Here is a 19,566-nt window from a genome sequence, read left to right as displayed (position 1 = left end):
CGGCTTGGGTCAAGCGCAGGACTACAGCAGCCCTTCGCGCTTCACTGCCAGGTAGCGCTCCACCAGCGCGCCGGGCAGGGCGTCGGCGGTCACGTCCAGCACCATCACCTTCTCGCTGCGCAGCGCGTCGTGCGCCTTCGCGCGCTGCTGCAGGTACAGTGCGGCGGCACCGGCCTGGGTGGCATCCTCCAGCGTCTGCACGTCGCCCTCCAGTGCGCCGTCCAGCTCGCGCTCGCGCAGGCTGGCCACGCACACCAGATGGCGTTTCTGCAGCAGGCGCACCGCCGCCAGCAGATCCTCGATGTCTTCGTCGCGCACGTTGCTGACCAGCATCACCAGTGCGCGCCGGCGCTGGCGCAGCGACACCTCGGTGGCGGCGGCCAGGTAATCGGTGGCCACCGCGCGCGGCTGCAGGTCGTAGCTGGCACGCAGCAGGTGCTCGACCGTGCCCATGCCACGCTGCGGCGCCACCCAGCGGCGCTCGCCACCGGCAGCGAACAGGCCGGCGGCATCGCCCTGGCGCAATGCCAGGTACGCCACCACCAGCGAGGCGTTCAAGGCGTGGTCGAAATGCGAGAGACCGCCTTCGCTGGCCAGCATGCGCCGCCCACTGTCGAGCATCAGCAGCAGCTGCTGGTTCTTCTCGTCCTGGTACTCGCGCGAGACCAGCTTGCGCGCCCGTGCGGTGGCCTTCCAGTCGAGCTGGCGCAGGCTGTCGCCCACGCGGTATTCGCGCATCTGGTGGAAGTCGGTGCCTTCACCACGGCGACGCTTCACGTGCGCACCCACCAGGCGCGATGCCTGGTCGGCGCTGAACAGCGCGAAGCGGGTGAGCGGCACGAAGTTCGGATAGACCCGTACGTCCAGCGCCGGTGGCAGGGTGCGTTGCTGCCACCACAGCCGCCATGGCGAGCGCATGCGCAGATGCACACCGTCGAAGCGGAAGCGCCCACGCTGCAGCGGCTGCAGGTGGTAGTGCAGGGTGGAGGCGCTGCCGGGCTGCAGGCGCACGCGCTGCGGTAGCGATTCCAGCGGCCAGCCGCCGGGGACCAGGTCGAACACCTGCACCGTCATCGCTGCGTCCGCCTGCAGGCGCAGCGCGGCCTCGCGGCGCACACCCAGGGCCAGCGCTTCGGGCAGTTCGCGCTGCACCTGCGGCGATGGACGCCGTGACTGCCGCCACATGTCCATCAACGCCGGCACGGCAATCGCCACCGCAGCCAGCGCCCAACTCCAGCGTGGCAGCAGGCCGCCCAGCACCAGGCCGCCCAGGACGGCCCAGGCCAGCAACAGCGCCAGCAGCAGCGGGGCAGGCCTCATCGGCGCGGTGCTTCCACCTTGGCCAGCAGCGCACCCAGCACGTCGTCGGCATCCTGGCCTTCGATCTGCAGCTCCGGGACCAGCGCGATGCGATGGCGCAGCGCAGGGCGCGCGATGTCGCGCACGTCGTCGGGGGTGACGAAGTCACGGCCGGCCAGCACCGCCTGTGCGCGCGATGCACGTACCAGCGCGATGCTGCCACGCGGGCCGGCACCGACTGCGATGCCCGGCCACTGCCGGGTAGCGGCCACGATCCGCACCGCGTAGTCGATCACTTCGTCATCCACGTTGATCGCCGCGGTGGCGCGCTGCAGCTCCACCAGTTCACCGGCACCGAGCACGCGCGGTACCTGGCTCAGGTCGAAATCGCTGGCGGAGCGGCCGCTGGTGATCGCGGTCACCATGCGCTTCTCGTCCTCCAGCTGCGGGTAGTCGATCAGCACTTTCAGCAGGAAGCGGTCCAGCTGCGCTTCCGGCAGCGGGTAGGTGCCTTCCTGTTCCAGCGGGTTCTGCGTGGCCAGCGCCATGAACGGTGGCGCCAGGGTGAAGGCCTTGCCTTCAATGGTCACCTGGCCTTCCTGCATCACTTCCAGCAGCGCCGACTGGGTCTTGGCCGGCGCGCGGTTGATCTCATCGGCCAGCAGCAGGTTGGTGAACACCGGGCCGCGGCGGATCTTGAAGCTCTCGCTCTTCGGGTCGTACACGGCGTGCCCGCTGACGTCGCTGGGCATCAGGTCGGGGGTGAACTGCACGCGCCCATAGTCCAGCTCCATCGCCTGCGCCAGCGCGCGCACCAGCAGGGTCTTGCCCAGCCCGGGCACGCCCTCGATCAGCACGTGGCCACCTGCCAGCAGGGCCACCAGAATCTGGTCCAGCACGTCGGCCTGGCCGATGAAAGCGCGGCCGACGGCCTCGCGGATGGCATCGACGCGTTCGATCAGGCGGGCATCGGCGGCCGCCGGCAGCTCGGGGACTTCGGTCATAGCAGGGATCTCATCTGGAGCAGCAAGCGGATGCGCTCGCGCAGGGCGGAGGAATCGTGCGGCGGAGGCGGTGTGAGCGCGCTGGCGACGCGGCTTTGTGGCCACTTCAGCAGTGCGGCGATGGCCTGCTCACGCGGTGCGCCATCGAGCGCGGCGGCAACCGGCGCGCGCAGGCGCAGGCGATGCAGGAACAGGGCGAGCACGGCGTCGTACAGGCGCATACCGTGGCCGAAACGCAGCAGCAGTTCGCCACTGGCGCGCACGTGCTCCAGCAGCGAGCGGCGTTCCAGCACCGGCGACGGTTGCAGGCTGCCGAAGCGCTGCGAGCGGCTCCACAGCCAACCCAGCAGGGCCAGCAGCAGTGGCGCCCACAGTGGCCAGCCCTGGTAGAAGATGCGTGCCCACAACGATGGCGGGCGGCTGGCGTAGATCAGCCAGACCGTACCCTTGCCGTAGTTCGGGTCGAGCAGATAGCGGGTCAGGTCGCGGTGCGAAGCATCGTGCAGGCCATCGCTGGCCTTGCCGCCGGCCGAGGCCAGGCGCGCTGCCGGTGAATCCACCTCGCTGCGCATGAAGTCCATGTCGGCCAGCACGCTCACCTTGCCCTGGCCATGGCGCAGGCGTGCGTACACGAGATCGCGATCACCGCCCCAACGGCGTTCGGCCTGCGCGCTGGCCGCAAAGCCCAGGGTAAAGCGGCGGCCACCGCAGAATTCAACGTGGCCCGGATCATCATCGACATGGAAAGGCTGGCAGTCGCTGCGCTGGAACAGGCTGTCCACGCCCAGCCGGTCCAGCAACGGACCCTGCGAGCTGCTGGCGTCGTCCTCGGCCGGTGGCGGCGTGCGTACCAGCAGGTGTCCACCATCCTCGACCCAATCCAGCAGGGCATTGGCGACGGGCGGCGGCAGTTCGCTGCTGTCCTGCAGCAGCACCACCGTATCGTGCGGCCCCAGCGTCATCTGCTGCAGGTCCAGCCGGGGCAGTGAATGCACGTCGATGCCGTCGGCACGCAGGGCCTGGCCGAGCACGTACAGCGGGTTGTAGGCCGCCTCGCCCTGCGGTGGCAGCCGGATGGTCTCGGTCACGCGCTCATGCGTGCGCAGGTAGAGGATGGTCAGCGGCACGCCGAACAGCACCAGCACGCCCAGCAGCAACGACCAGAACAGGCGCGGGCTCATGCCTGCCACCCGTACTGCTGGCGCAGCGTTGCGGCCAGTGCGTCGAAATCGCTGCGGCTGGGCAGGCGGCCACCGTAAGCCGCGTACTGCCACATGCGAACGATGCGCGCGAACAGGTCACGGTCGATGGCGTCAGGCATGCGTCGCGATGCGCGCAGGCATTGTGCTTCGGTGGCGCCCGGCGGAAGCGCGATGCCGCTGCGCTCGCCCACGGTGCGCACGCTGGCACGGTAGAGCAGGGCCAGCGCCTGGCGTGGGCGCCCCTGGTCCCAGAGCAGGCCGGCCTGGGTGGCCACGTCCGGCGGCAGCACCAGGGGCAGTTCCACCTGTTCCTCCATCACCTGCGGTGGTGCATCGGCCTTGCGCCGGCCGCTGCCGCGCAGCCAGGGCAACCACATCCGGGCCGTCAGCAGCAGCACCAGCAGCAGGATGCCCAGCAGGCCCCACAGGCCCCACTCGGCCAACCGTGCCAGCCAGGCGATGCCCTCCTTGCGCGCCTTGCGTTCGCCCCGGGGGCTGCTGTCACTCTGCAGCTGCTTGTCGTCCTTCTTTTTTTCCTCGGCCTGTTCGATCGGCTTCCAGCGGGTGACCTGGCGGGTCGGGCGCTGCAGCGGATCCTCGTAGGCGCGATTCACCGCCTGGCGGAAACCAGCAGTGTCCACCGGCGTGCCACCGAAGATGGTGGCTGGCGTGTTGGCCGGGTCGATGGTCGGTTCCTCGTCGTCCTCTTCGGAGGCGATGCCGCTGTCGTTGGGCTTGCCCATGGCGCGTCCGGGCTCGGCATCTGCGTCCTGGGCGTGCACCGGTGCGGAGACCAGCGGCAGTGCCAGGCACAGCAGCAGGGCCAGCGTCGACGCTGCCGGCAGCAGGCGATCGCGCAGGCGGCGCAGGGCGATTTCGACGTCCCAGGCTTCCATCTGCGTACGCCGGTTCAAGTACAGGCCAAAGCCCGCACCGACGAAGAACGGGCCGATCAGCGCCGAGGCCAGCCAGCAGGCCAGATTGAAACCGAAACGTGCCCAGGCCGGCGTGTCCTTGCCGATCATGTCCCACGCCGCACGCCAGGATTCGGACATCAGGTCCAGTGGCATGAACATGAACACTGCACCGATGGCACCGGACACCAGCACCGCTTCGAACGCCATGCAGGTCACGGTCAGCACTGTCGCCGCACCTGCGGCGCCGGCCGCCACCGCACGGCGGCGTGGACCGCGCTGGCCCGGTGCGTTGCCTTCCAGCAGGTTCACCGGCAGGCACAGGCTGCGCAGCACGCTGAAACGACGCCAGCCCAGGTAGCCCCAGAAACCGGAGTTGCCCCAGTGGCGCTGCGCACGCAGCGCCGAAAGCGTGCTGACCGGTTCGCCGAAGATGCCGCGTGACAGCACATACAGCGGCGCACGCTCGAACAGTGGCTTGCACCACCACATCGCCAGCCAGGCCCAGCCGAAGGCATCCAGCCACCATCCCAGCGCGTTGAAGATCACGAACAACGGAGCACTGGCCAGCAGCCAGCTGCCCCACACGGCGCGCGCATGGCGGCGGGCGAGGGCACTGCCCAGCTCCATCGCCTCCCAGCCGCTGCGTGCACGCAGCACCACGTCAAGGCGGTCAATGCGCATGGCCGCTTCCACGCCCGCCACGCCACAGCCACAGCAGCACGCCGGCCCAGAGCACTCCGGCGACGCTGAACTTGATCCATGCGGGGACTTCGGCGATCGACGACCAGAACGCTTCGATGAAGGCCGCGACCAGCAGCATGAACGCCACGCCCAGGCACAGCCGGGCACCGATGCGTCCACCGTCGACCAGCGCATCCAGGCGGCTGCGCCGGCCCGGTGCCAGCAGTTTCATGCCCAGCTGCAGGCCGGCACCGCCGGCGATCACGATCGCGGTCAGCTCGAAGGCGCCGTGGCCGACCACGAAGCGCCAGAACGGTCCACCGTGCCCGATGTGCTGCAGGTGGCCGGCCACCGCCCCGATGGTGACGCCGTTGAACAGCAGCACCAGCAGCGTGCCCAGCCCCGCCAGCAGGCCGCTGGCGAAGGTGCGCAGGGCAATGCTGATGTTGTTGAGGATGTAGTGGCCGAACATCATCCAGTCGGTGCCGCTGTCGCGGCCCAGTCGTTCGGCGGCAGGGTCGTACATGCGCTCCATCGCGGCGATCTGGCGGTTGTCCATCAGCGTGTGGATCAGGTCCGGGTAGACCTGTGCAAGCACGAAGCAGGCGATTGCCGGCAGCGCGAACATCGCCAGCGCTACCCACATGCTGCGTGCCTGGCTGCGCACGAGCAGCGGGAAGTCGGCCACCAGGAATTCCAGAGCGGCGCGCCAGCGTGTCGGCCGTGTGCGGTACAGCACGCTGTGGCCCTGCTGCATCAGTTGCTGCAGGCGCTGGACCAGCTGTGGGCTGTAACCGCGCTCGCGGGCCAGCGCCAGCTGCTGGCACAGGCGCCGATAGCGTTGCGGGACGGTGGCATCGTCCAGTGCCAGGCCGCTGGCCTTGCGGCGCGCACGGCGCGAGGCGCCGGCACGCAGCAGCAGCCACTGTTCCAGGTCCTGCCATTCCTGCTGGTAACGGGCGACGAACTGTTCCTGTTTCATCGCCGCCCCAGCAGCCAGTTGGCCATCGCATACAGGCGCAGCACACCGATCTGGCCCAGGCTGCCGGTCAGGGGTTCGGCGATGCCGGCCAACTCCTGCTGGCGGGGCGCGGACAGACGCGGGGCGCGCTCGGCGAAGGCCATCAGCGCGGCCTGTTCCTCCGGCCGCAGCGGCTGCGGCGGGGCCAGCACGCTGTCGATGGTAGGTGGCGGCGGCAGGTACAGGACAGGCGCGTGCACCACCACGGTGCCGGCCACCAGGTCGCCGAGGCGGCGGCCGTGCGGATCGAACAGGCTGCTGACCAGGCCCAGTGCATAGCCGAACGGCAGCATGTCCACCGTACGCAGCAGGTTGCGGGTGATCGCCGCCATCCAGCCCACGGGCGCGCCATCGCGGGACAGCACGCGCAGGCCCAGCGCGCGCTTGCCCAGGGTGCGGCCCCACAGCGCCTCGCACACGATCGGGTAGACCCAGTAGACCAGGAACATCAGCACCAGGTTGAGGCCGGAGCCGAATTCGTCCAGCACCGCCAGCGGAATCGCCATCAGCACCAGTGCCGCGATGCGCACACCAAGATCGACCAGCCAGGCCATGGCCCGCGGCAGCGGTCCGGCTACTGGCAACTGAAGCAGCACACCCTCCGGCGTCACCACCTCACGGTAGGTATCGAGCATCGGTGCGGCCATCAGCGCGATGGCCTTCGTTGTGGGCGCCGGAGTCCTCTCCGGCAGGCAGCCACAGGCATGGGGGTCTCGACAGGTCCTGGTCGGGCCCAGACTTTAGCAGAGCCGCATGGCAGCGTCGGGGCTCAGCCCCGGTATTCGTCCTTCAGCCGCACGTAGTGGTCGGCCGAGTAATGCAGCGCCTCGATCTCCTTGTCACTCAGCGTGCGTGCCGGCCGGGCCGGGTTGCCGACCCACAGCTCGCCTTCGCCCACCACCTTGCCGGGGCCGATCACCGCACCGGCGCCGACGAAGCCATGGCGCTCCACGCGGGCGCCGTCGAGGATGCAGGCGCCCATGCCGATCAGGCTGTAATCGCCGATGGTGCAGGCATGGATGATGCAGCCATGGCCGACGGTCACGCCCTCGCCGATCAGCGTCGGGTAACCGGCCTTGTTGTACGGGCTGTGGTGGCTGACATGGATGATGGTGCCGTCCTGCACGTTGGTGCGCGCACCGATGCGCACGTAATTGACATCGCCGCGGATGACCGTGCCCGGCCACACCGACACGTCGTCGGCCAGCTCCACGTCACCGATGACGGTGCAGGCCGGGTCGATGTACACGCGCTCGCCGAGGACGGGCATCTTGTCGCGAAAGGGGCGCAGCGGGTTCATCGGCATCTCCGGAAATCAGGGCATCCGCGACGATGATACCCGTGTGGTAGTGCCGGCCGCTGGCCGGCAACCACGGAAATCCAGGCGTGCCGCGCGGTTGCCGGCCAGCGGCCGGCACCACCAGCCGCGGGTGCGGCTCTTCATGCCGGTGCGTGCTCGGCCAGCATCCGCCGGAACAGCACGTCCAGCCACGCGCTGTCGCCCTGTCCTGCCGGCAGCGTCGGGGCCTGCGCGGCGCGAACGGTCATCGCATGGTCGATGTACTCGCTGATGAGCGCGATGCGCGGACGAGCGCTGACCTCGGCGCTGGTGCGCTTGACCACCAGCAATGCGTCGATGGCGTGGCGCACCGGGCCGTCCGGCAGCAACCGGTCCAGCAGATCCTCAAAGGCCATCGGCGGCGGCGTGGGCTCGCGCTCGATCCACTGGCAGGCAAGCAGGGCGCGCAGTACATACAGGTACTTCTTGGTGCTGATGGTGGGCTCACCCAGGTGGCGGCTGTGCGTAGTCCTGGCCATGCTCATGTAGTGCCACCAGCTGCCCAGGGGTGAATAGAAGCGTTGGGCCGCTTCCCACAGCAGTGCTACCGCAGCGTCATCCTGCCGGTACACGATCGGCGAACGCAGCCATTCGATCAGTGTCGGATTGGATTTTGAGACCAGCCGCATTGCCTTGCGCAGGTCCCAACCGCTGACGTCGAGCTCATCGTCGATCGGTAGTTCGATCACATCGCGCTGCGCTTCGCCGGGACCGGTGCTCTCGTTGACGCTGAGATACCACGGCTGGCGATGCACGTAGATGAAGCGCGCGTCGTAGTCGCTGTCCGGCGAGGAAAAGCCCCAGCCACGGCTGCCCGACTCGCAGGCCAGCAGCACGCGTACGTCGTAGCGTTGTTCGATCTCGGCCAGGGTGGAAAGGATGGCGGCGCGCTTGTCCGGCGCGATCGGGTGGATGTCGTCCATGCAGTCGTGATTCGTTGATGTCGAGCGTTCTCGACTGTAGCGCAGATCGAACACGCTGCGCCCGCCGGGCATGGCCCGGCGAACGCGATCACGGCTCGTAGCTGTAGCCCATGCCGTACACCGAACGGATCGGCTCGCCTTCCATGCCGGCGTCGGCCAGCTTGCGGCGCAGGTTGCGCACATGGCTGTCGACGGTGCGGTCGACCACCACGCGATGGTCCAGGTACAGCCGGTCGAGCAGTTCATCGCGCGCCCAGATCCGGCCTGGCGTGGCCAGCAGCGTGCGCAGCAGGCGGTATTCCACCGGAGTCAGGTCCAGGCCCTTGCCGTTCCAGGTGGCGCGTGCGGCCGGCTCGTCGATGTGCAGGCCGCCGTTGGCACGCGCACCGGGGTCTGGGCGGTAGCGGCGCAGCACCGCCACTACCCGAGCGACCACTTCGCGCGGACTGAACGGCTTGCAGATGTAGTCGTCGGCACCGATCTCCAGGCCCAGCAGGCGGTCGATCTCTTCCACCCGTGCGGTGACCATGATGACCGGCACATCGCTGCTGGCGCGCAGTTCGCGGCACAGGTCCACGCCGTCGCGCTGCGGCAGCATCAGGTCCAGCAGCACCAGGTCGGGCTGGTAGCGCGCGAACGCGTCGATCACCTGGCCACCGTCGTCCACCCACTCGCTGGCCATGCCGGCAGCGGCCAGGTAGTCGCGCAGTACCGAGGCCAGGCGTGGCTCGTCCTCGACGATCAGGATCTTCGCGCACATGGCGGGCGACGTGCTCATGCAGGCTCCGGCAGGGTGATGACCACGCGCAGCCCGCCCAGTGGCGAGGGCTCGGCGTGGATGACGCCGTGGTGGGCGAGGATGATGTTGTGGCTGATGGCCAGGCCCAGCCCGCTGCCACCACTGGCGCGGTTGCGCGAACTTTCCACGCGGTAGAAGCGTTCGAACAGCAGCGCGCACTTGTCGGCAGGCACGCCCGGCGCGGTGTCTTCCACGATCAGCTGCACGCCGGCAGGCACGTGCGCTGCCTGCACGAGTACGCGGCCACCGGCGTGGGTGTAGCGCAGTGCATTCTCCAGCAGGTTGGCCAGCACCTGCTGCAGGCGCCGTTCGTCACCGGACACCTGCAACGGCGTGGCGGGCAGATCTTCTTCCAGCGCCAGGCCTGCATTGGCGAAGCGCACGCGCATGCCGTTGAGTTCGCTGCGCAGCAGCGCCGCCAGGTCCAGTGGCGCGAAGCGGTACGCCAGGCCGCCGGACTGGGTCATCGACAGGTCGTGCAGGTCGTCGATCAGCTTGCCCAGCTGGCGGATCTCGCCCTGCAGGCCCACCAGGTTGGCGCGGTCCAGCGGACGGATGCCATCTTCGATCGCCTCCAGCTCGGCGCGGACCACCGCCAGTGGCGTGCGCAGTTCGTGCGAGATGTCGGCGATGAAGGCGCGGCGGTTGCGCTCGGTATCGTCCAGCGCCTGCGCCATCCGGTTGAAGTCGTTGACCAGTGCGTCCAGCTCATCGTCGCTGGTTCGCTCGATGCGGGTGCCGTAGTCACCGGCGGCCAACCGGTGGGTGGCCGCGGCCAGCTTGGCCAGGCGCTGGCGCAGCGCGCGCGACACCAGCCAGGCCAGCAGCACCGTCACCAGCAGCAGCGAAATGCCGATCACCCACCAGGCGCGCACCTGGGTGTTGTAGAAGTTCAGGTCGTTGGTGGCGATGACGGTCTGGAACGGCACCATGCCCAGCCAACCGACGGTCTGCCCGTCCACCTGCACCGCATGCGGCTCGTCATCGCTGGTGGCGTCGGGGTTGCCGGCCACGAAGCGGTGCCGTGCATCGAACAGGCCCAGACGCGACGGCACGCCGGTCTGGTCGGACAGCGGCGGCACCGGTCCTTCGTGCCCATGGGCCAGGTCCGGGCGCAGCAGCCGCGCCCAGCGGTCGCCATCACCGTGCAGATGTCCCCAGCCACCGTGCTCGCGGTACTCGCGCTGCAGGTGGGGCATCAGCCGCTGCATGCGCAGGTCGCCCTGGTCGTTGAGGTAGTCCAGGAATCCGGTCTGGAAGGCCACGCGGCTGGCAATACCGTTCACTGCCAGCACCAGCAGGCAGGCGGTGAAGATCGCGAGGAAGGTCTTCGCGGTCAGGCCGAATTTGAGTCGAATCTTCGCCATCGCGGAGGCCATTAGCGGCGCATGCGGCGCCGAAAGCAAGCGCCAGCTGAGCCGGTCGCACAATCTCCATATTCTCTGCACAGTTCCACGGCAGCGTGCACGGGTCTACGCAAGGCCCCTACGCCCCCCATGTCCCTCCTGCGCCCGCTGTCCCGTTCCCCGCGTCCCCTGCTGCTGCCCCTGCTGCTGGCCCTGGCGGCCTGTTCGGCGGGCAGGACTGAAGCACCGGCCATGCCCGAAGTGGGCGTCATCACGGCCAGCGCGCGGCCGCTGGCACTACAGCAGACCCTGCCCGGCCGCGCCGTGCCGTTCGAGATCTCCGAGGTGCGGCCGCAGATCGGCGGCCTGATCCGCCAGCGGTTGTTCACCGAAGGCCAACAGGTCAAGGCAGGGCAGCTGCTGTACCAGGTCGATCCGGCGCCATACCAGGCGGCCTTCGATACCGCCCGCGGCCAGCTGGCGCAGGCCGAGGCCACCGTGCTGTCGGCCCAGCCGAAGGCCGAGCGCACCCGCGCGCTGGTGAACATGGATGCGGCCAGCAAGCAGGATGCCGACGACGCCACCTCGGCGCTGAAGCAGGCGCAGGCCAATGTGATTGCTGCGCGCGCTGCATTGCAGGCCGCCCGCATCAACCTCGACTACACCCGGGTGACCGCGCCCATCGACGGTCGCATCGGCACCTCCAGCGTGACCGCGGGTGCGCTGGTCGCGGCCGGGCAGGACGCCGCGCTGACCACCATCCAGCGGCTGGACCCGGTGTACCTGGATGTCACCCAGTCCAGCACGCAGATGCTGGCGCTGCGCAAGCAGCTCGATGCCGGCCTGGTGAAGGCCATCGATGGCAAGGCACAGGTGAAGGTGCTGCTGGAGGACGGCAGCACCTATGCGCATGAGGGCACCCTGGAGTTCGTCGGCAGCGCGGTGGATCCGGGCACCGGCAATGTGGTGCTGCGTGCGGTCATCCCGAACCCGGACGGCCTGCTGCTGCCCGGCATGTACCTGAAGGCGGTGCTGCCGATGGCCACCGACGCGCGCGCGCTGCTGGTGCCGCAGAAGGCAGTGGTGCGCAACGAACGCGGCGAGCCGTTGCTGCGCCTGCTCGATGCCAGGGACCACGTGGTCGAGCGCCGCATCAGCACCGGCCAGGTGGTCGGCAACCAGTGGCAGATCACCGACGGCCTCAAAGCCGGCGAACGGGTGATCGTCAGCAACGGCAGTGCGGTATCACTGGGCCAGCAGGTGAAGGCGGTGGCGGCCACCACGGCGCAGCTGGCGGCGATGCCGGCGGTCGACCCGAACGGCAACACCGACGAAAAGTCGCACTGAGGCCTGCTGCGCATGGTTCGTTTCTTCATCGACCGGCCGATCTTCGCCTGGGTGATCGCCATCGCGGTCAGCCTGCTCGGCCTGCTCGCGATCCTGATCCTGCCGGTGGACCGCTACCCGCAGATCGCTCCCCCCACCATCACCATTCGCGCCACCTACACCGGCGCCTCGTCGCAGACCGTGGAAAACGCGGTCACCCAGGTCATCGAGCAGTCCCAGCAGAGCCTGGACCACCTGATGTACATGACCTCCACCAGCGCCTCCGACGGCTCGGCGCAGGTCAACCTGGTGTTCGCCACCGGCACCAACCCGGACACCGCGCAGGTGCAGGTGCAGAACCAGCTGCAGGCCGCCATGGCCACGCTGCCGCAGGCGGTGCAGCAGAACGGCCTGACCATCACCAAGTCCAGTGGTTCGATCTTCGAGGTGCTGTCGTTCACCAGCGAAGACGGCAGCATGGACAACTTCGATGTCGCCAACTTCATGGAAGCGCGCATCGATGACCAGATCAGCCGCGTCAGTGGTGTCGGCAACATCCAGCCGATCGGCCAGGAGTACGCCATGCGCATCTGGCTGGACCCGGAGAAGATGCGCCAGTACGCGCTGATGCCGTCGGACATCGAGACCGCGCTGCAGGCACAGAACACCGACGTCTCGGCCGGTGAACTCGGCGGCCAGCCGGCGCTGAAGGGCCAGCAGCTCGACGCCACGGTGACCGCGCGCAGCCGCCTGCACACGCCCGAACAGTTCGCGCAGGTGGTGCTGAAGGCCGATGCCAACGGCAGCGTGGTGCATCTGGGCGACGTGGCGACGATCGGCCTGGGCCCGGAGAGCTACGACAGCATCAGCACCTTCAACGGCAAGCCGTCGGCCTCGCTGGGCATTGAACTCAATGCCGGTGCGAACGCGATCGCCGTGTCCAAGGCCATCGATGCGCGGCTTCAGCAGCTGCAGAAGTACTGGCCGCATGGCTACACCGCCCACGTGGCGTTCACTACCACGCCGTTCGTGACCATCTCGCTGAAGGAAGTGATGATCACCCTGGTCGAGGCGATCATCCTGGTGGTGCTGGTGATGTACCTGTTCCTGCAGAACTGGCGCGCCACCCTGATCCCGACCATCGCGGTGCCGGTGGTGCTGCTGGGCACGTTCGGCGTGCTGGCCGCGTTCGGCTATTCGATCAACACGCTGACCATGTTCGCGCTGGTATTGGCCATCGGCCTGCTGGTGGACGATGCCATCGTGGTGGTGGAGAACGTGGAACGGGTGATGACCTTCGAAGGGCTGGCGCCGAAGCCGGCCACGCTGAAGGCCATGGGCCAGATCACCGGCGCGCTGGTCGGCATCGTGCTGGTGCTGACCGCGGTGTTCCTGCCGATGGCGTTCTTCAGTGGTGTCACCGGCGTGATCTACCGCCAGTTCTCGGTGACGATTGCTGCAGCGATGATCCTGTCGGTGCTGGTGGCGATGACCATCACCCCGGCGCTGTGCGGCAGCATCCTGCACCAGATTCCCAAGGGCGGCCATCCGCATGGCGACCACGGCGGCGAGCCGAGCCTGCTGGGCAAGTTCTTCATCTGGTTCAACCACCGTTTCGAGCGCACCTCCAACGGCCTGCGTCGTCGGGTGGATGGCTTCCTCGGCCGGCGCACGCTGGGGGTGGTGTTCTACCTGGTGCTGAGCGTGGTCACCGGCCTGCTGCTGTGGCACCTGCCGGGCGCGTTCCTGCCCGACGAGGACCAGGGCATGCTCAATGCACTGGTGAAGCTGCCGGCCGGCTCCACCCTGGAGCAGACCCGCGCGGTGATGGATCGTCTGAGTGCCGCCGCGGTGAAAGACGACAGTGTGCTGTCGATCCAGGCCACCGCCGGCTTCAGCGTGACCGGCAGCGGCCAGAACGTCGGCCAGGCCTTCATCCGCCTGAAGGACTGGGATGACCGCAAGGATGATGCCGATACCATCGCCGCGCGGTTGACCAAGGCCATGGCCAGCGTGCCCGATGCGCAGGTGTTCATCACCTCGCCGCCGGCCATCCTCGGCCTGGGTGATGCGGGCGGATTCACCCTGGAACTGCAGGACGAAGGCGGTGCCGGCCATGCCGCCGCCGTGGCCGCGCGCAACACCCTGCTGAAGGAAGCTGCCAAGGATCCGAAGCTGGTCAACGTGCGCTATGCCAGCCTGGAAGATGCACCGGTGTATGCGGTGAAGGTGGACGACGCCAAGGCGCAGGCGATGGGCGTGAATCCACAGGACATCAATGACACCTTGAACGCGGCGCTGGGCGGCGACTTCGTCAACAACTTCATCTACAAGGGCCGCATCAAGAAGGTCTTCATCCAGGGCACCGCCGAAGCGCGCATGCAGCCGCAGGACATCGAGCGCTGGAGCGTGCGCAACCAGGCCGGACAGATGGTGCCGCTGTCATCGCTGGTCAGCGCGCACTGGTCCAGCGCACCGGCCGCGCTGCAACGCTACAACGGCATCTCGGCGATGGAGATCACCGGCCAGCCGGCGCCCGGCGTCAGCTCCGGTGAGGCGATGGCCGAGATCGCGCGCCTGGCCGATACGCTGCCGGAGGGCTTCAGCCACGCCTGGTCGGACATGGCCTACCAGGAACAGCTGTCGGGCAACCAGGCACCGATGCTGTACGCCATCTCGCTGCTGTTCGTGTTCCTGTGCCTGGCCGCGCTGTATGAAAGCTGGGCGGTGCCGTTCGCGGTGATGCTGGCCGTGCCTGTGGGCGTGTTCGGCGCGGTGCTGATGATGAACCTGCGTGGCCTCAACAACGACGTGTACTTCCAGGTCGGCCTGTTGACCACGATTGGCCTGGCGGCCAAGAACGGCATTCTGATCGTCGAGTTCGCGCGCATCCTCGAACAGCAGGGCAAGAGCACCCGCGAGGCGATCCTGCAGGCGGTCTACCTGCGGCTGCGGCCGATCGTGATGACCTCGCTGGCCTTCCTGATGGGCGTGCTGCCGCTGGTGTTCGCCACCGGTGCCGGTTCAGCCGCGCGCCGATCGCTGGGTACCGGCGTGGCCGGCGGCACGGTCGCCTCGATGGTGCTGGGCATGTTCTTCGTGCCGTTGTTCTACCTGCTGGTGCGCCGCCTGTTCCCGGGGCGCGCAGCGACCGAAGCCACTGCCCCGGAGGTGAGCCCATGAAGCTGATGCTGCTGCGCGCCCTGGCGGCCGCGACGATGACCACCGTGCTCGGTGGCTGCGTGAGCATGGCGCCGCATTACCAGCGACCCGGGGCACCGGTGCCGGTACAGTTCGGCAATGCGGCCACCGGCGAGGCTGATCCTGCGCTGGCGATGCCGGCATGGCGCGAGGTGTTCCTCGAACCGCGCCTGCAGCAGGTGATCGCGCTGGCGCTGCAGAACAACCGCGACCTGCGCGTGGCCGTGCTGCAGGTGGAGAAGGAACGCGCGCAGTACCGCATCCAGCGTGCGGCGCTGCTGCCGTCGGTGGATGCCAGTGGCAGCGTCACCCGCTCGCGCGTGAGCGATGCGAACAGTGAAACCGGGGCCACCCAGGTAACCGAATCCGATGCCGTGCAGGTGGGTATCAGCAGTTGGGAACTGGATCTGTTCGGACGCATCCGCAGCCTGAAGAACGAGGCCCTGCAGAACTGGCTGGCCAGTGCCGAGAACCAGCGTGCGGCGCGCACCAGCCTGGTCGCCGAAGTGGCGACGGCGTGGCTGGCGCTGGCGGCGGACGAGCAGTCACTGGCGTTCACCCGGCAGACGCTGGACAGCCAGCAGCAGACCCTGCAGCGCACCGAGGCCCGCCATGCACAGGGCCTGGCCTCGGGCCTGGACCTGTCGCAGGTGCAGACCAGCGTGGAAGCCGCGCGCGGTGCGCTGGCCAAGCTGCAGACCCAGCAGGCGCAGGATCGCGATGCGCTGCAGCTGCTGGTCGGTGCACCGCTGGACGCGGCACTGCTGCCCAGCGCACAGGCGCTGGACGGCACCGTGGCCCTGGCACCGCTGCCCGCCAACCTGCCGTCCAGCGTGTTGTTGCAGCGCCCGGACGTGCTGTCCGCCGAACACGCGCTGCAGGCGGCCAACGCCGATATCGGTGCCGCGCGCGCTGCATTCTTCCCGACGCTGACGTTGACCGCCAACTACGGCCACAGCTCCTCCGCGTTGTCGACGCTGTTCTCGGCCGGCACCCGCGGCTGGTCGTTCGCCCCCAGCATCACCGCGCCGATCTTCCACGCCGGTGCGTTGAAGGCATCGCTGGATGCCTCGAAGATCGGCAAGGACATCGGCGTCGCGCAGTACGAGAAGGCGATCCAGCAGGCCTTCAGCGAAGTGGCCGATGCGCTGGCCACGCGTGACCACCTGACCGCACAGATGGACGCGCAGCGCGCGCTGGTCGCCGCCAGCCAGCGCAGCTATACGCTGGCCGATGCGCGCTACCGCACCGGGCTGGACGGCTACCTGCAGTCGCTGGATGCACAGCGCAGCCTGTACGCCGCGCAGCAGGACCTGATCGCGCTGCAGCAGCAGGAAGCGGGCAACCGGGTGACCTTGTTCAAGGTGCTGGGCGGTGGCGCCGACGCACGGTAACGCGTTCGTTCCGGTGGGTGTGTCTTCTGCTCCGGTGGGTGCCGACCTCGGTCGGCACGGAGGCCTCCATCCACGCATGGCGTGGACCTACCGGGGCGGGAGGCCTTGGTAGGTGCCGACCTTGGTCGGCAGCCACCGGAAGCAGGTGCGACCGCTTACGCCACACGGCCGCGGCGCGCGCGCTCCAGGTGCACCAGCAGCAGCGAGATCGCCGCCGGGGTCATGCCGGGGATGCGCTGCGCCTGGCCGATGGTCTGCGGGCGCACGCGCTCCAGCTTCTGCAGCGCTTCGGCCGACAGCCCGCGCACGGTCGCATAGTCGAACGCTTCGGCGATCGGCGTGGCCTCATGCCGCTGCTGGCGCTCGATTTCTTCGCGCTGGCGGTCCAGGTAGCCGGCGTACTTCACGCCGATCTCCACCTGTTCGGCCACCTTGCCGTCGGCTACCGCCGGGCCCAGCGAAGGCACCTGCATCAGCTGCGCGTAATCCAGCTCGGGGCGCTTGATCAGGTCCAGCACGTTGGTTTCGCGGCTGACCGCCACGCCCAGCGTGTCCTGCACTTCACGGCCCAGCGCATTGGCCGGGGTCGCCCACAGTGCGCCCAGTCGCGCGCGCTCGGCGGCAACCGCAGCCTGCTTGGTTTCGAACGCGCTCCAACGGCGGTCATCCACCAGGCCCATCTCGCGGCCGGCCGGGGTCAGGCGCTGGTCGGCGTTGTCCTCGCGCAGCTGCAGGCGGTACTCGGCGCGGCTGGTGAACATGCGGTACGGCTCGTTGGTGCCGTGGGTGATCAGGTCATCCACCAGCACGCCCAGGTACGCCTCGTCGCGGCGCGGGCACCAGCCGTCCAGCCCGCGCACCTGGCGTGCGGCGTTGAGGCCGGCCAGCAGGCCCTGCGCGGCGGCTTCTTCATAGCCGGTGGTGCCGTTGATCTGGCCGGCGAAGAACAGGCCGTTGACCAGCTTGGTTTCCAGCGAGGCCTTCAGCCCGCGCGGGTCGAAGAAGTCGTACTCGATCGCATAGCCGGGGCGGGTGATGTGCGCGTTCCCGAAACCGCGGATGCTGCGCACCATCTCCAGCTGCACGTCGAACGGCAGCGAGGTGGAAATGCCGTTGGGGTAGATCTCGACGATGCCCAGGCCTTCGGGTTCGACGAAGATCTGGTGGCTGGCCTTCTCGGCGAAGCGCACCACCTTGTCTTCGATGGACGGGCAGTAGCGCGGGCCGATGCCTTCGATCTGGCCGCTGTACAGCGGCGAGCGGTGCAGCGCGTCGCGGATGATCTGGTGGGTCTGCTCGGTGGTATGGGTGATCCAGCAGCTGACCTGCTGCGGATGTTCGTCCACCGAGCCGAGGAAGGACATCACCGGCCGAGGCGTATCGCCGGGCTGCTCGTCCATCACGCTGTAGTCCAGCGAGCGACCATCGATGCGCGGCGGCGTGCCGGTCTTCAGGCGGTCGACCTGGAACGGACGCTCGCGCAGGCGCGCGGCCAGTGTGGTGGCCGGCGGGTCGCCCATGCGGCCGGCGGCGTACTGGGTCGGGCCGACGTGGATCTTGCCGGCCAGGAAGGTGCCGGCGGTCAGCACCACCGCCTCGGCGTCGAAGCGCAACCCGGTCTGGGTGATGACCCCGCGCACGGCGTCGCCTTCGATCACCAGGTCATCGACCGCGGCCTGGAACACCGTCAGGTTGGCCTGGCCTTCGACGATGGCACGGATCGCCATGCGGTACAGGTTGCGGTCGGCCTGGCAGCGGGTCGCGCGCACGGCCGGGCCCTTCGACGCGTTGAGCGTGCGCCACTGGATGCCGGCGCGGTCGGCGGCATGCGCCATCGCACCGCCCAGGGCGTCGATTTCCTTGACCAGATGGCCCTTGCCGATGCCGCCGATGGCCGGGTTGCAGCTCATCGCGCCCACGGTTTCGATGTTGTGGGTCAGCAGCAGGGTGCGCACGCCGGTACGGGCTGCGGCCAGCGCGGCTTCGGTGCCGGCGTGGCCACCGCCGATGACGATGACGTCGTAACGATGGAAGGACGGGTTCATGGGGGCTGTTCAGCTGGGGGCAGGCGCGGCCGGGGGCGGCGCCGGGGTGGCGATTTTAGCGCCATTCGGGGGCCGGACGCTGGCGCCGGCCCGTTGGCGGCGAAATCGGCCCTAAAGTTGGCAGGATTTTTGCAGATAACCCAATAGCACCCATCGTGGCTGGCGCCGAAGGCGCCCGTGACCGGAATTGGAACAGGGGCCGGTACAGGCGCACGATGGGGGAGCAGAGGGCCGGCAGTCGGGGGACTGTCCGGCCCTGTTTTTTTGGGGCTGTCGGGAGAGCTTCATCCACGCATGGCGTGGATCTACTGAAACCGGGCCTGCGCGAATGGCGCTTGGACTGTCCCCAAAACAAACGGCCCCGCAATGCGGGGCCGTCTGCCTTCAGAGGTGCCGACATCCGACAGGGCCGGAACAGGGGGGATCCAGATGTTCCTGTCGGATATCGACGTAGAGCTTTTTGCGGCGACCCGTGTCGCTTTTGTCACTTTGTGACGCGGGCCGTCACTGTCCGCGTAGATTGCGGCTTAGACCGTGTGAAATGCAAGACGGTTCAGCGCTCAACTGTGCGCTGCGTCGCACGATCCATGTTGCGCCAGGGGGAACCGTTCATCCTCGGCGCACTCGGTGCCGGGGCCGGGCGGGCCTGCGGCGCGGGCGCCGGCGGCTGCATGTTCGATTGCGGCGGGCGGCGCATCGAATCCATGTTCCGCCACGGGGAACCGCCGTTGTACGACGGCCGCGGCGGCGGCGGCGGACGGTTCTCGCCACCGTTGCCGGGCGGACGCGGCGGCGGGCGGTGGTTGTGCGGTGGGCGGTAGATCGGGCGCGAGTAGTACGGGTTGCCATAGCCGCCGTAATAGCCGCCATAGCCACCGTAGTACGGGTAGCCGTAGTTGTAGGGATAGCCGGCCGGGTAGCGGTACTCCACCGACGGCGCGCCGTGGTAGTAGCCGCCACCGCGGCCACCGCCTACATAGTCGTAGGTGGTGCAGCCAGTCAGGCCCAGCAACAGGCCACCGGCAAGCAACAGGCGCATTTTCATGGTGGGTCCCCCCAGAGGACGGGT

Annotated in this window: 15 protein-coding genes; 3 read left to right on the top strand and 12 right to left on the bottom strand. The window is 68.6% G+C overall.

Annotated features, from left to right (window positions below; genetic code table 11):
• Positions 1 to 21: 21 nt before the first annotated feature.
• The 10 genes from ACZK0Z_RS21285 to baeS form a co-directional block, all read right to left on the bottom strand.
• Entirely contained in the window at positions 22 to 1,320 is a 1,299-nt protein-coding gene (locus ACZK0Z_RS21285; protein ID WP_197632361.1) for a DUF58 domain-containing protein, read from the bottom strand.
• Complete coding sequence (locus ACZK0Z_RS21280; protein WP_049428946.1) at positions 1,317 to 2,303, bottom strand: AAA family ATPase; 987 nt, start codon at positions 2,301 to 2,303, stop codon at positions 1,317 to 1,319. Before ACZK0Z_RS21280 ends, ACZK0Z_RS21285 begins: the two co-directional genes overlap by 4 nt.
• Positions 2,300 to 3,484 (bottom strand): DUF4350 domain-containing protein, encoded by a 1,185-nt coding sequence (locus tag ACZK0Z_RS21275; protein ID WP_197632362.1) that lies wholly within the window; start codon positions 3,482 to 3,484, stop codon positions 2,300 to 2,302. The genes ACZK0Z_RS21280 and ACZK0Z_RS21275 overlap by 4 nt, the downstream gene beginning before the upstream one ends.
• Positions 3,481 to 5,103 carry a DUF4129 domain-containing protein gene (locus tag ACZK0Z_RS21270; RefSeq protein WP_197632363.1) on the bottom strand — a complete coding sequence of 541 codons (1,623 nt, stop codon included), beginning with the start codon at positions 5,101 to 5,103 and terminating at the stop codon, positions 3,481 to 3,483. The genes ACZK0Z_RS21275 and ACZK0Z_RS21270 overlap by 4 nt, the downstream gene beginning before the upstream one ends.
• The gene (locus tag ACZK0Z_RS21265) at positions 5,093 to 6,085 is read right to left on the bottom strand and encodes a stage II sporulation protein M (RefSeq protein ID WP_197632364.1); all 993 of its coding nucleotides are present in this window, start codon (positions 6,083 to 6,085) and stop codon (positions 5,093 to 5,095) included. Before ACZK0Z_RS21265 ends, ACZK0Z_RS21270 begins: the two co-directional genes overlap by 11 nt.
• Entirely contained in the window at positions 6,082 to 6,771 is a 690-nt protein-coding gene (locus ACZK0Z_RS21260; RefSeq protein WP_049428951.1) for an RDD family protein, read from the bottom strand. The genes ACZK0Z_RS21265 and ACZK0Z_RS21260 overlap by 4 nt, the downstream gene beginning before the upstream one ends.
• 122 nt (positions 6,772 to 6,893) lie before the next feature.
• Entirely contained in the window at positions 6,894 to 7,424 is a 531-nt protein-coding gene (locus ACZK0Z_RS21255) for a gamma carbonic anhydrase family protein (protein WP_197632365.1), read from the bottom strand.
• A gap of 140 nt (positions 7,425 to 7,564) precedes the next feature.
• The gene (locus ACZK0Z_RS21250) at positions 7,565 to 8,386 is read right to left on the bottom strand and encodes a DNA polymerase beta superfamily protein (protein WP_197632366.1); all 822 of its coding nucleotides are present in this window, start codon (positions 8,384 to 8,386) and stop codon (positions 7,565 to 7,567) included.
• A gap of 88 nt (positions 8,387 to 8,474) precedes the next feature.
• The gene (locus tag ACZK0Z_RS21245; protein ID WP_049428943.1) at positions 8,475 to 9,164 is read right to left on the bottom strand and encodes a response regulator; all 690 of its coding nucleotides are present in this window, start codon (positions 9,162 to 9,164) and stop codon (positions 8,475 to 8,477) included.
• A complete protein-coding gene (gene baeS / locus ACZK0Z_RS21240) occupies positions 9,161 to 10,564 on the bottom strand; it encodes a sensor histidine kinase efflux regulator BaeS (protein WP_197619426.1) in 1,404 nt (467 codons plus the stop codon). Before baeS ends, ACZK0Z_RS21245 begins: the two co-directional genes overlap by 4 nt.
• A 117-nt stretch (positions 10,565 to 10,681) precedes the next feature.
• On the opposite strand from baeS, the gene smeA reads away from it, so the two are divergent.
• From smeA to smeC, 3 genes are read left to right on the top strand one after another with little or no spacing between them, the layout of a single operon-like run.
• Complete coding sequence (gene smeA, locus ACZK0Z_RS21235) at positions 10,682 to 11,878, top strand: multidrug efflux RND transporter periplasmic adaptor subunit SmeA (protein ID WP_197632367.1); 1,197 nt, start codon at positions 10,682 to 10,684, stop codon at positions 11,876 to 11,878.
• Positions 11,879 to 11,890: 12 nt separating this feature from the next.
• Positions 11,891 to 15,040 (top strand): multidrug efflux RND transporter permease subunit SmeB, encoded by a 3,150-nt coding sequence (gene smeB / locus ACZK0Z_RS21230; protein WP_197632368.1) that lies wholly within the window; start codon positions 11,891 to 11,893, stop codon positions 15,038 to 15,040.
• Positions 15,037 to 16,452 (top strand): multidrug efflux transporter outer membrane subunit SmeC, encoded by a 1,416-nt coding sequence (smeC, locus tag ACZK0Z_RS21225; protein WP_197632369.1) that lies wholly within the window; start codon positions 15,037 to 15,039, stop codon positions 16,450 to 16,452. The genes smeB and smeC overlap by 4 nt, the downstream gene beginning before the upstream one ends.
• A gap of 155 nt (positions 16,453 to 16,607) precedes the next feature.
• Here the strand turns inward: smeC and mnmG are convergent, their stop codons facing one another.
• Entirely contained in the window at positions 16,608 to 18,497 is a 1,890-nt protein-coding gene (gene mnmG, locus ACZK0Z_RS21220; RefSeq protein ID WP_197632370.1) for a tRNA uridine-5-carboxymethylaminomethyl(34) synthesis enzyme MnmG, read from the bottom strand.
• Positions 18,498 to 19,050: 553 nt separating this feature from the next.
• Positions 19,051 to 19,542 carry a hypothetical protein gene (locus ACZK0Z_RS21215; RefSeq protein WP_100443712.1) on the bottom strand — a complete coding sequence of 164 codons (492 nt, stop codon included), beginning with the start codon at positions 19,540 to 19,542 and terminating at the stop codon, positions 19,051 to 19,053.
• Positions 19,543 to 19,566 lie beyond the last annotated feature (24 nt).

This window comes from Stenotrophomonas sp. 116085_Sma (assembly GCF_056479585.1).
Note: the sequence above shows the minus strand (reverse complement) of the source record. Positions and strands in the feature narration are given on the sequence as shown.